This window comes from Okeania sp. SIO2B3 (genome assembly GCF_010672525.1).
Lineage (GTDB): Bacteria > Cyanobacteriota > Cyanobacteriia > Cyanobacteriales > Microcoleaceae > Okeania.
Map to the genome: position 1 here is coordinate 22,670 of NZ_JAAHGH010000031.1, position 14,509 is coordinate 37,178.

The window sequence follows — 14,509 nt, forward strand, 5'->3', positions numbered from 1 at the left end:
AAAATCAGGAGAATGGTAGTAGTCAGCTGCGGGTATTGCCAGCACAAAAATTACGGTCTTACCTGAAGCAGAAGTTGCCAGAATATATGGTTCCGCTTACTTATGTTTTGCTTGAGGATTTACCTTTAACTGCTAATGGTAAAGTTGACCGTAAGGCATTGCCAGTAATCGATTTTGGCAGTCTGTCACAAGATTTTGTGGCTCCGGAAACAGCAACGCAAAAGGAATTAGCACATATATGGGTACAAATTCTGGATCTAGAAAAGGTAGGTATACATGACAACTTCTTTGATTTGGGAGATTCCTTGATCGCGACTCAAATTGTGTCTCGAATTTGTGATACTTTTGAAGTCGAATTTCCTTTGATAAATTTGTTTGAGTCACCTACTATTCAAGAATTATCCAACATCATTGATAATATGATTTGGGCAGATTCGGCTACAGTTTCAGGCGATCGCGATATTTTAGAATCAGGAGAAATTTAATGAAGTCAGAAGTCAGAAGTCAGAAGCGAGTGTGTAATTCTGAGGTTCCCTCAGAATGTAAGACACACTCAAGACAGTCAGAAGTGATTTTTGTAACGGGTATTTGAGCAAGGATTCAAAAAAAATTCGCCTTTTAAGGCGGGGTTTTAGACCCTTATGATTTTGATAACCTAAAGAGGTAATATCATGTCCGGTTGAACAGTTATAAATAAATAATATCATGTCCGGTTGAATAATTAGACTTTGGTGGAAGGAAGGCAGGAGGCAGGAGGCAGGAGGCAGGAGGTTTTCTCAAGAGTGTCACCTTAATTTTATACACGCTCCGATGCTACCGGACATGATATAACTAACCCACCCCTCCCCCTCCCAGGAGGGGCGAGGGGTGGGTTGACTCCTTAGATATGACCTCGAAAAACTAGATCAATAAACAATTCAATTATTAAAGGTAAAAATGAATCAAGAAAATAGCAATATACAAACTTTTTTAACTGAACTTCGTAATCTTCAAATCAAATTGTGGCTGGAAGGTGAACGTTTACGTTACACTGCACCTCAAGGGACAATGACTCCTGAATTACTACAACAAATTAAGGAGAAAAAGCCAGAGATTATTGATTTTCTCAAACAGGTTAGTCGGAAAACAGTAACATCTATTAAACCTGTATCAAGAGAACAAGAATTACCATTGTCATTTGCTCAACAAAGACTGTGGTTTATCGAAAAAACCGGGTTAAGTGGTAATGCCTACAATATGCCTTTAACTCTACATTTAGTGGGTAAATTAGACAAAATTGCTTTACAACAAAGTCTCGATCAAATCATTGCTCGCCATGAAACTCTCAGAACTACTTTTAGTTCTATCAAGGATAAAGCAGTACAAGTAATTAGACCTCCTTTTGCACTTTTACTACCATTACAAGACCTCAGTGAGTTAACCCCTTCTCAACAAATTGCACAAATACAACCTTTACTTCAACAAGAAATTGAGCAACCATTCAATATTGAAGTAGAACCACCTATAAGGGCAAGACTATTTCAACTAGGAGCTACCGAACACGTACTCTTAATTACATTACATCACATCGCCTCTGACGGTTGGTCTCTGAATGTATTGACATCTGAACTATCAGCTAATTACACTTCAGCAGTAACTAAAAAACCATCCCCTCTGTCACAACTCCCCATACAATATGCTGATTTTGCGGTCTGGCAGCGGAATTATTTACAAGGTCAGACTCTGGAAACACAAATAGACTACTGGAAACAAAAGCTCAAAGAAATACCTCAACTGCAACTACCCACAGACTATCCTCGTCCCGCAGTGGAAAGCTTCAAAGGAGCAGGTTTACCAATAAATTTATCACCATCACTAACCTCAAAATTAAAACAACTGACTCAACAGCAGGGTGTAACTCTATTTATGACCCTCTTAGCAGGGTTCAAAGTATTACTACATCGGTATAGTGGTCAAGAAAAAATAGCAGTAGGTTCACCCATTGCGAACCGTAACCGCAGTGAAATAGAAGGGTTAATCGGTTTTTTTGTTAACTCCCTAGTTATGTATACAGACTTGGAGGGAGAACCAAGTTTTATAGAAGTTATCAAAAGAGTGCGGCAGACAGCTTTAGAAGCTTATGCTCACCAAGACTTGCCTTTTGAGAAACTGGTAGAAGAGTTACAACCAGAACGTTCTCTCTCGAAAAATCCTCTATTTCAGGTATCATTTGCTGTGCAGCAGTCTGGAGTAGGAAAGCCATCCTTTAGCTTACCGAATTTAGACGTGAGTTGGTATCAAGGAACAGGGGGAGAAATGACTGTGCGGTTGGATTTGGAATTACACCTGTGGGTAGAGGGAGAAGAAATCAAAGGATTATGTGCTTACAATAGAGATTTATTTGAGGCGGAAACTATTAACCGAATGTTGTCACATTATCAAAACTTGTTATCGGCAGCAGTGGAGAACCCAGAGTTACCTATTGGGAAACTGCCTTTGATGAGTCAGACAGAGCAGCAACAGTTGTTGGTAGAATGGAATAATACAAAAACAGATTACTCATCGGAAAAATGTATCCATGAATTATTTGAGAGCATTGTAGAAACAACGCCCGATGCAGTAGCAGTAGCATTTGGAGCAGAAAAGCTCACTTATTCTCAGTTGAATAGGAAAGCTAACAAACTAGCTCATTATTTGCAAAAGTTGGGCGTAGGCCCAGAAGTGCTAGTGGGTATCTGTGTCGAGCGTTCGGTGGAGATGATAATCGGTATACTCTCCATACTCAAAGCCGGAGGAGCTTATGTGCCATTAGATCCAAGTTATCCACAATTGCGCCTCAATTATATGATTGAAGACGCACAACTGTCTGTATTGCTAACTCAACAACAATGGCTAAATTATTTGCCAGATACCATAGAATCTGTCATTTGTCTAGATACAGATTGGGAAATGATTAGTCAAGAAAGCACTGAAAATTTAGGAACTCTGGTAACAGTCGATCGGTTTGCTTACGTCATTTATACTTCAGGTTCTACAGGTCAACCAAAGGGAGTAACCATTCCCCATCAAGGATTATTAAATCTAGTTTTCTGGCATCAACGTACTTTTGAAGTATCTCCATCAGATAGAGCATCTCAAATAGCTGGAGTAGGTTTTGATGCTTCTGTATGGGAAATCTGGCCTTACTTAAGTGCTGGTGCTAGTTTACACTTGATCGACTCTGAAACTCGTCTTTCAGCAGAAGAACTTAGAGATTGGCTAATTTCAGAAAAAATCAGTATTAGTTTCGTACCAACCCCTCTATTAGAAAACTTGTATGTCCTGGAATGGCCGGCAAACATCCCATTGAGAACTGTGTTAACAGGTGGGGATAAGCTTCATCATCGTCCACCTGCTTCCTTACCTTTTCGTGTAGTTAATAACTACGGCCCGACAGAGAATACAGTTGTTACTACTTCGGTATGGGTATCTCCCGATCCACTTAGTAAATTATCACCTCCTATCGGTAAACCCATATCTAATACCCAAGTATATATTCTAGATTCATGTTTACAACCAGTACCTGTAGGAGTGCCAGGAGAACTACATATTGCTGGAGATGGACTAGCAACAGGCTACTATAATCGCCCCGAACTCACAACAGCTAAATTTATTTCTAATCCCTTCGATCGCTCAAAAGTTACAAAATTATATAAGACAGGAGATTTAGTACGTTATTTATCTGATGGAAATATCGAATTTCTCGGTCGCATTGACCAGCAAGTAAAAATTCGTGGATTCCGTATTGAAATAGGGGAAGTTGAAGCGACTCTCAGTCAAAATCCCACGGTTAAAGAAACAGTAGTCGTAGCTAGGGAAGACAACCCTGGGGACAAACGTTTAGTAGCATATATAGTGCCGGAAAACGAAACTACTACTGCTAACCTAGAATTATCAGATACTCAACTTAAAAGTTGGCAAGAAATATTCAACCAGCAAGTCTACTCTCAACTTACTCAAATCACCGATCCTCTGTTTAATAGCGAAGGTTGGTTAAGCCACTATGATAACCAACCCATACCAGAAGTTCAAATGCGAGTTTGGGCTAAAGATATTGTCAGCCAAGTATTAGCCAACAAACCTCAGAGGGTATGGGAAGTAGGATGCGGCACCGGAATGCTACTATTCCAAATTGCACCCCACGCGGAAGTTTATTATGGTACAGATATTTCTAATGTGTCTCTGGAGTATATTCAAAAACAAATAGCACAACATCCAGATAAATATGCTCATGTAACTCTGGCTCAGAAAGAAGCACAAGATATGGCAGATGTTAGTGACAATAGCTTTGATGTAGTGCTTCTGAGTTCTATTGTTCAGTATTTCCCCAGTACAGATTATCTGTTGGAAGTTATAGAAAACAGCATTCGGGTAGTTAAGTCTGGTGGAGTAATTGTACTCGCAGATATTCGTAGTCTGCCACTAATGAAAGCATTTCATAGTTCAGTGGAACTCTATAAAGCTACCCCATCTCTGTCAGCGAACCAACTAAAAGAACGCATAGACAGACTTATCCAGCAGGAAAATGAATTGTTTGTATCGCCGGAATTTTTTGTCGCCCTCAAAGAGAAATATCCAGAAATTACTCATGTACAAATACGTTTACAGAGAGGCAGTGAACTTAATGAACTTAATAAATATCGCTATAGTGTGTTCTTACACATTCAATCGCAAAATAAATCGGCGATCGCTACACAAATCTCGGAAAAAACTGGTATGTCAACAGGGGAAATTGAGACATATCTGAGAGAAAAGCAACCAGAATCGATCTGTTTTAGTAGTCTAGTTAATAGTAGGGTAGCTGCTGACATGAGTACAGTAGAATTACTCTCACAACCAGATTTAAAACTGAACGTGCAACAGTTTAGACAAAAATTACACCAACAGCAAATTGAGACAGTAGATCCGGAACAACTACATCAACTAAGCACTAAACTGGGGTATAAACTAGAGTTATGTTGGTCGCCCGAGGGTAAAATAGGAGATTTTGATGCAGTGTTCGTGCGCGATGAGTTAGCAGCAGAAGCAATAGTGTTAACACCATTAACTCAACAATTGATCGCAGAAACTAACTGGCATCGTTACGGCAATAATCCCTTGCAGACTCAGACTGTGAAACAACTCATACCAGAATGGAGAGAATATCTGGAACAGAGGTTGCCAGATTATATGGTGCCTTCTGCATTTGTAGTCTTGGCACAACTACCACTGACTCCCAATGGCAAAATCGACCGCAAAGCATTGCCAGCACAAGATAACACCAGTACCATCTCCACAGATTTTGTCGCACCTCAGACTCCTACTCAAGAATCTTTAGCTCAGATTTGGCAACAGGTATTAGGGTTAGAACAGATAGGTATTCATGACAATTTCTTTGAAATAGGTGGAGACTCAATTATTAGCATTCAAATAGTAGCTCTGGCTCAAAAAGCCGGAATAAAACTGACAACCAAACAGCTATTCCAAAATCAAACCATCGCCGAACAAGCAGCAGTAGCAGGTACGATCGATATTGTTCAACATCAACAGGGTTTAGTCACAGGAGAAATACCTCTAATTCCTATTCAGCATTGGTTTTTTGAGCAAAATCTTGCTGAAATGCACCACTTCAACCAATCTTTCATGTTGTCAGTTTCACCCCAACTCGATCCCGAGCTACTATCAACAGCAGTAGGAAAAATTCTAGAGCATCACGATGTTTTGCGTCTGCGCTTCCATAAAACCTCCAAATCTTGGCAGCAAATCAATTATGGTAAACCTGAAAGTATTCCATTTCAGGTGGTAGACTTATCAAAACTATCAACGCCAGAACAATTCAACCTGTTAGGGCAAACCGCAATAGAACAACAGGCAAGTTTAGACCTCAACAATGGTCCTTTAATTAAAGTAATATTGTTTAAGTTGGGTAGCCAAACTCCAGGACGTTTACTAATTATCGTTCATCATTTAGCAGTCGATGGTGTTTCGTGGCGCATTTTGTTGGAAGACTTATTTGAGGTATACCAACAACTGGAGCAGAAACAAACCGTACAACTGCCAGGAAAAACAACAGCGTTTCAAGACTGGGCGGTTCGTTTGCTGGAGTACGGACAATCTCAGGAACTCCAAGCACAACTTGATTATTGGTTAAATCAACCTTGGGATAATGTAGTTTCCTTACCTGTAGATAATGCAGACAAAAAGGCAGATAACATTGTAGGCAATGCAGTTAATATTAGCAAATCATTAACTAAAGAGCAAACAACAGCTTTACTACAGGAAGTTCCCTCAACTTACAATACTCAAATCAATGATGTATTACTTACTGCCTTAGTTATAAGTTTAGCCGACTGGATGGGAACTAAAACAGTGTCGATCAACTTAGAGGGACACGGACGAGAAGAGTTGTTTCCAGAGGTAGATTTATCTCGGACAGTAGGTTGGTTTACCAGTATATTTCCAGTGCAACTGCAACTTTCATCAGCAGATATAGGAGAAGCACTCAAATCAGTCAAAGAACAATTAAGAAGGATTCCCGATCGCGGCATTGGCTATGGTATTTTGCGGTACATGAGTCAGGATGAAAAAATCCGCACTCAGTTAGCAGCATTACCCCACCCTGAAATTAGTTTTAACTATCTGGGGCAGTTTAATAACGATCGATTCCAACAGTTGAGTTGGCAAGGAACAGAAGAGTCGGCAGGAGCAAATCAAAGTCCTCAAGGAAATCGTGCCCATTTATTAGATATTAATGCTTTAATTGTCGAAGGTGAGTTACAAATTATCTGGACTTACAATAATTCCATTCATCAAGATGCAACTATTACTAATCTGCTAGAAAAGTATACAGAGGCTCTGCAAAATATAATTGTTCACTGTCAGTCTTCCCTCACGGGAGGATTTACCCCTTCCGACTTTTCAGCAGTCGATCTGACTCAACCAGAGCTTGACAAGATAGTTGCCAAAATTAACAGCAAGAATATTGAATCGATCTACTCCCTTTCTCCAGGGCAAAAGGGGATACTATTTCACACTCTTTATGCTCCCGATACAGGAGTGTACATCGAGCAAATGTTAATCGGGTTTTCTGGAGAAGTGAATGTAGAAGCATTCAAACAAGCTTGGCAACAAGTAGTGCAGCGACATGGAGTTTTGCGTACTTTGTTTGTTTGGCAAGGTATTCGACAACCTTTGCAGGTAGTGCAAAAACAGGTTGAGTTGCCTTGGAGCTATCTAGATTGGCAAAACCTACCCTCCACAGAGCAAGAGCAAAACCTGGAAATGTTATTGAAAGCAGACCGTCAGCAAGGCTTTCAACTGGATCTGCCACCTCTAATGCGATTTACATTCATTCGGTTGAGCAATCTCAATTATAAGTTGCTCTGGAGCATAAACCATACCATAATAGATGGTTGGTGCTGGCCGATAATTTTTAAAGATTTTCTCAGCTACTACCAATCTGATAACCAAGCTCAGAGTATTAATTTACCCCCTGTGCGCCCCTATCAAGATTATATTGCTTGGCTACAGCAACAAAACTCCAAGAATGCAGAAGAGTTTTGGCGAGAAAGTTTGCGAGGGTTTACAGAAGCTACACCATTAGCAGTAGAGCGATCGCCCAGACAGAGTTTATCACAACAATCTTCATCTTACAAAGAACAAAAACTGAGTCTAGGCACAACAACTACTCAACTCCTCCAATCATTAGCTCGGCAGAATCGTCTGACAATGGCCACTCTAGTGCAAGGAGCTTGGGCTTTATTACTCAGTCGCTATAGTAACACATCAGATGTCCTTTTTGGGTTAACTGTTTCTGGTCGTCCAGCCAATTTGGTGGGAGTAGAAAATATGGTAGGAATGTTTATCAATACCTTGCCACTACGGGTGCAAGTACCAGCACAGACAAAACTGATCGCCTGGTTACAGCAGTTAAACCAAAAACAGTTAGAGTTACAAGAATATTCTTACACTCCCTTAGTTGAAATTCAACGGTTGAGTGACATTCCCGCTGGAGTTGCTCTATTTGATAGCATTTTAGCTTTTGAAAACTATCCCATAGATAGCTCTGGAGTACAGTCTAATTCTCCTCTACAGATAACAGGATTAGAACCTTTTACAGAAACTCACTACCCCCTAACAGTAACATCAGTAGTAATGAATGCAGATTTACTGTTGAAGATTAGTTATGATACCAGTCGTTTTGCAACTGATACTATTGAGCGGATGTTAGGCCATCTCAAAACTTTGTTGACAGCAATGGTAACGACCCCAGATGTGGAGTTAGCTCAATTACCGCTGTTAACAGAAGCAGAGCAACAGCAGTTGTTGGTAGAATGGAATCAAACAACAATAAATCCTTCAAATGATTCTAAGTGCATCCATCAGTTATTTGAGGAACAAGTGGAACGAACTCCCGATGCAATAGCAGTAGTATTTGAGGAACAAAAGCTAACTTACTTTGAGTTAAATAGTAAAGCAAATCAACTAGCTTGTTATCTGCAAACCCTTGGTGTTCAATCAGATATGCCAGTTGGCCTTTGTGTAGAGCGGTCATTAGAAATGCTGATTGGCATTCTTGGTATTCTCAAAGCTGGAGGAGGCTATGTTCCCATAGACCCCAACTATCCGGTAGAACGCATTGCATACATGATTGCTGATGCTGCTGTGCCAGTACTCCTGACGCAACAAAAATTAGTAGAAAAATTACCAAGTCACGAGGCACAAATAATTTGTTTAGATGCCGCTTGGTCGGAAATTGCTCAAAATAATCCAGCTAATCTTCATAGTAACGTACAACCCCATCATCTATCCTATATCATTTATACCTCTGGCTCCACAGGTCAACCTAAAGGGGTAATGATTCAACATGAAAATGTTACTCATCTATTTTCGGCAACGGAAAGTTGGTGTTCATTTAATTCTCAAGATGTCTGGACTCTGTTCCACTCCTTCGCTTTTGATTTCTCCGTTTGGGAAATCTGGGGACCATTATTGTATGGTGGACGATTAGTTATCGTACCTTACTGGATTAGCCGTTCCCCTGATGCTTTCTATGAGTTACTTTGCCAAGAAAAAGTCACCATACTCAACCAAACACCTTCTGCTTTTGAGCAACTGATTTATATTGAGCAAAATTTGATTAAGTCAAGTAATCTTTCATTGCGACTGGTCATATTTGGCGGAGAAGCTTTAGACTTTCACAGTCTGCAACCCTGGTTTGAAAGCCACGGGGATCTTTCACCCCAGTTAGTTAATATGTATGGGATTACGGAAACAACAGTACACGTCACCCACTACCCTATTACTTTGGCAAAACTTCAGGAGAACAAAGGCAGTGTCATTGGTCGCCCCATTGACAATATGCAAGCTTATGTGTTAGATCGGAACAGTCAGCTAATGCCAGTGGGCGTTCCTGGAGAGTTGTACATTGGTGGTGGTGGTGTGGCCAGGGGTTATCTGAATCGCCCTACACTCACTCAAGAAAAATTCATTCCTCATTTATTTAGTCAGCAACCAAATGCTCGCCTCTATAGGACGGGAGACTTAGCACGTTATTTACCAGATGGGAATATTGAATTTTTAGGTCGCATCGATCATCAAGTGAAGATTCGGGGTTTCCGCATTGAAACAGGAGAAATTGAAGCAACATTGGCTCAACATCCTCTAGTCAAACAAGTGGTTGTCGTTGCCCAAGAATATGAAATCGGTAAAAAACAACTGGTGGCTTATATTGTTAGTGAGGATCTAACTTTCAATTCCCAAGAAATGCGTCAATTTTTACAAGAGCAAGTACCAGATTATATGGTGCCATCAGCTTTTGTCAGGTTAGATGCTATACCTCTGACTCCTAATGGTAAAGTAGACCGCAAAGCTTTACCGCAACCAGACCGAAATTTGATGCAGACAGAAGAATTTGTGGCTCCCAGCAATACAATAGAAAAAACTTTAGCTTCAATTTGGCAAGATATTCTTAATCTCCAAAAAGTTGGTATCCACGATAATTTCTTTGAGCTAGGAGGGGATTCTATTATTAGCATTCAAGTAGTCGCTCGCGCTCAAGAAGCAGATATTTCAATTACTGTTAAACAAGTCTTGGAATGTCAGACGATCGCTAAATTAGCAACTGTAGCTGGTTCGACAACTAAAATTTCTGCTCAACAAGGTTTAGTTACTGGAGAAGTACCTATAACTCCCATTCAACATTGGTTTTTTGCCCAAAATCTACCTCAATCTCACCATTATAATCAATCTTTTCTCCTGAAAGTGTCTGCGAATCTTCAGCCAGAATTATTATCTATAGCTGTAGATAAATTATTAACTCACCATGATGCTTTACGGATGCGATTTTTGATGAAAGATACAACTTGGCAACAAATTAATGAGGCACAAGATGATAATACTATTTTCCATCTTGTAGATTTATCCGAGGTGTCGCCAATAGAACAAACAAGTGTTTTAGAGGCAGCGATCGCCGAGCAACAACAAAGTCTGAATCTCTCCCACGGTCCTCTGGTGCGAGTAGTTTTATATCAATTAAATCAAACAGAAGCTCGTTTACTATTAGTCATTCATCACCTAGCTGTGGATGGTGTCTCATGGCGAATTTTGCTGGCAGACCTATTTTCAGCTTATGAACAATTGGAGAAAGGAGAACAGATACAACTACCCCCGAAAACTACAGCTTTTCAAGATTGGTCGATGCGTCTTTTAGACTACGGTCGTTCAGAAGCACCGCTAGAAGAATTAGATTATTGGTTGCACCACTCTGAGTCAAGTAAAACTCACTTACCCGTAGATTATACTGATGGCAAACCCAAGAATATTGTAGGCAGTACCAACTATGTATCTGTAAAACTCAGTGTAGAACAGACAACTGCGCTGTTGCAGGAAGTTCCCTCTGCTTATAATACTCAGATTAATGATGTACTCTTGACTGCTTTAGTACAATGCTTAACTGAGTGGACAGGAGAATCAAATATTATTATCGATTTAGAAGGACATGGGCGAGAAGAACTGTTTGTGGATGTAGATTTATCACGCACAGTAGGTTGGTTTACCAGTATTTTTCCCGCAAGATTACAACAGTCCGCAAACAACGATCCTGGGGAAAGTCTAAAATCCATCAAAGAACAATTGCGAGCCATTCCTAATCGTGGCATTGGGTATGGAATTTTACGTTATCTGAGTACAGACAGCGAAATTCGTCGCCAATTAACAGATATTCCTCAAGCAGAAGTTAGTTTTAATTACTTGGGTCAATTTAACCAAGACCAGTCTCAAGAAGAAAGTTGGCAGTTTGCCTCTGAGTCAACGGGTTTAATCCAAAATTCTCAAGGCATTCGTTCCTATATATTAGATGTAACTGGATTGGTAGTAGAGGGTCAGTTAGGAATTAATTGGATTTACAGTAGTTATATCCATAAGCGTTCTACAATTGAAACTCTTGCACAAAAGTATATAGAAAATTTACAGGCATTGATTAGCCACTGTCAATCTCCAAATACCGGAGGGTATACTCCTTCAGATTTTTCCGATCTAGATTTAACTCAAGAAAAACTAGACCAGATTTTAGCAGAAATAGAATTAGGGGAGTAATTATATTATGTTCGGTTAAACACTAACTATAAAGTCATTGCGACTGGAACGCAGTGGAAGGAAGCAATCTCAAGGGCTTGAGATTTCTCTTCCATCTATACCCTAATCATAACTATTCAACCGAACATGATATTACGCACTGACAATAGATATCATTATCAGGAATTACACACTGACAATAGAGTTTCGGTGCGTTACGCTGTCGCTAACACACCCTACTGGACTAACTTCTAACTTCCCCTCCCAGGAGGGGTTAGGGGTGGGTTGACTCCTATCCCTAGCACTCATACTTTATTCAGCAAACCTTAATTAAAAATCTAAACAATGAACACAAAAAAAATTGAAGCAATTTATCCTCTTTCTCCTTCACAACAGGGTATTCTCTTTGAGACTCTTGCCTCTCCTGGGTCAGGAATACATATTGAACAAACCGTTCTGAGTTTACAGGGAAATTTCAACCTAATAGCTTGGGAAAAAGCCTGGAAAATAATCATAGAGAGACACTCAATTCTGAGAACTGGTTTTGTTTGGAAAAATCAAGACCAACCTGCTCAATTTGTTCTACAGACAGTGAAAATTCCACTGGAAACAGAAGACTGGCGAGAATTTTCACCCTCTCATCAAAAAGAAAAATTAACCGACTATATCCAGACAAAACGTCAGCAGGGGTTTAATCTTACTCAAGTACCGATTATGAGTTTAGCTCTTTTTCAAGTTGGTGACGATACTTATCAGTTTGTCTGGACATTTCATCACATTCTCTTGGATGGATGGTCTTTAGGAATAATTATGCAGGAAGTGCAGCAGTGCTACGAAGAATTGAGTCAGGGGCAAAATTTGTCATTAAAACCGACTCATCCTTATCGGAAATATATTACTTGGTTACAACAGCAGAATTTAGCAGCAGCTCAAACTTTTTGGCAAGACAGACTCAAGGGATTTACTAATCCAACTGCATTAGGGAAAACTGTTTCGGTAGATAATTGTGCTGTGCTAGAACAATCCTATGGTCGGCAAACTGCTTATCTGTCAGCCTCAACTATGGCTAAACTACAGTCTTTAGTCAAACAAAATCGTCTGACTTTAAGTATTGTTTTACAAGGAGTATGGGCTTTATTATTGAGTTGTTATAGTGGGGAGTTAGATGTAATTTTTGGTGCTTCTGTTTCTGGTCGTCCGTCTGAAATTTCTGGTATTGGATCAATGGCAGGAATGTTTATTAATACTGTTCCCATACGGTGTAAAATAGATCCTGATGCCTCTATTTGGAAATGGTTGCAAGAGATACAGCAGGAACAATTGCCACAAAAATCCTATGAATATTGTTCTCAAGGACAAATTCACAACTGGAGTGAATTATCAAGTTCTTTACCTATGTACGAGAGTATTTTGGTTGTCGAGAACTATCCAATTAATACATCAGCAGAACAAGTTCCTAGTCTGAAGATGAACCTCAATCAATCCTTTGCTCTAGGGGCGCAAACTAACTATCCTCTAACTATTCTTGCCATGCCTAGTTCTGAACTAGAGTTAGTTATGGTTTATCGCACACATCGATTTGATAATACCAGTATTATTCAAATTCTTGAGCATTTTCTGAATGTGTTAGAAAAAATTGCCCAAAAGCCAGAGTCAAACCTCTTTTCTCTCAAAAGTATAATTCCTGAAACTCAAATTCCAGAAGTCAAACCACAGCCTAAGTTAGATGGAGAACAGTTAACAGAAGGTTTTGTTCTACCTCGCGATCCGGTGGAAAGAAAATTGGCACAAATTTGGTCAGAAATTCTTGACCTGAAATTAGTAGGACTTCAAGACAATTTCTTTGCTCTTGGAGGTCATTCCATTTTAGCTGTGCGTTTAATGGCTGAAATTGAGAAACATTTTGGCAAAAATCTCCCCCTCGTCTCCTTATTTCTAGCTCCGACTATCGAACAACTTGCAGATGTTCTCCGTCAGTCAACAGATTCTATTTCTTGGTCTTCCCTTGTACCTATTCAACCTCGTGGGTCTCGGCCGCCTTTGTTTTTAGTCCCTGGAGGAGGAGGCAACGTCATCTATTTTTCTCAGTTAGCTAAATATTTTAGTTCAGACCAACCATTCTATGGTTTACAGTCTGTTGGTCTGGATGGAGAATCAGAACCTCACACCAGAGTTGAGGACATAGCGGCTCACAATATTAGAGAAATACAATCAATTCAAGCTCAAGGTCCTTATCTTTTAGGAGGACATTCCTTTGGTGGTACAGTTGCTTTTGAAATGGCTCAACAGTTACACAAACAGGGACAAGAAGTAGCTTTATTAGCAATAATAGATGTTGCTGCACCAGAACCTATAGAAAATCAAGTAAATCCATTTTTAGATTGTAACGATAATGCTCTGTGGTTAACTATAATTAGTGATTTTCTCGGCACTTTATTTGGCACAGATTTGATGTTGGGGGAGCCAGAAACATATTATCAAGCACTTACAAAACTGACTCCGGACGAACAATTTAACTATGTCTACGATCGCCTGCAAGAAATTAGTTTTTTCCCTCCTGGAAAAGGCAGTAAACAACTTCATGGTTATCTGAATGTGATGAAGGGAAATGCTTTATGTTCTTATTTTCCAGAGACAGTTGCTCCTATTAAAATTAGTGTGTTTAACTGCAAAGAAAAATCGGCAGAAACGACAAAAGTTAATAGTTTGATAGCTAAAATTCTCACGGGTAAGGATAATTTTGATGAATCTATTCGTCCTAAAAATAGAAGCGCTCCTGATTTGGGATGGGGTCTTTTTTCTCCTAAAACAGTAGATATTTATGAAATTCCAGGAGATCATCTCTCAATGATAACGGAGCCAAATGTTCAAATTTTAGCTGAAAACCTGATGGCTTGCATTGAAAAAGCAAAAGCAAAAAAATAATTGAGGCAGTGAA

The 14,509-nt window shown here is 39.7% G+C and carries 3 protein-coding genes; all 3 read left to right on the plus strand.

Annotated elements, in window-relative coordinates; all coding sequences use genetic code 11:
• Positions 1 to 485, plus strand: a 485-nt coding sequence (locus F6K15_RS20125; protein ID WP_293063598.1) for a phosphopantetheine-binding protein, incomplete at its 5' end; no start/stop codon positions are given.
• A gap of 451 nt (positions 486 to 936) precedes the next feature.
• Positions 937 to 11,592, plus strand: a complete 10,656-nt coding sequence (locus tag F6K15_RS20130; RefSeq protein ID WP_293063600.1) for a non-ribosomal peptide synthetase — start codon at positions 937 to 939, stop codon at positions 11,590 to 11,592.
• Positions 11,593 to 11,916: 324 nt separating this feature from the next.
• Entirely contained in the window at positions 11,917 to 14,496 is a 2,580-nt protein-coding gene (locus tag F6K15_RS20135; protein ID WP_293063602.1) for a condensation domain-containing protein, read from the plus strand.
• Positions 14,497 to 14,509 lie beyond the last annotated feature (13 nt).

Excerpts from the sequence above, each read along its gene's own strand:
- F6K15_RS20135 (WP_293063602.1), top strand. The coding sequence starts at position 11,917 with ATGAACACAAAAAAAATTGAAGCAATTTATCCTCTTTCTCCTTCACAA.
- F6K15_RS20130 (WP_293063600.1), top strand. The coding sequence starts at position 937 with ATGAATCAAGAAAATAGCAATATACAAACTTTTTTAACTGAACTTCGT.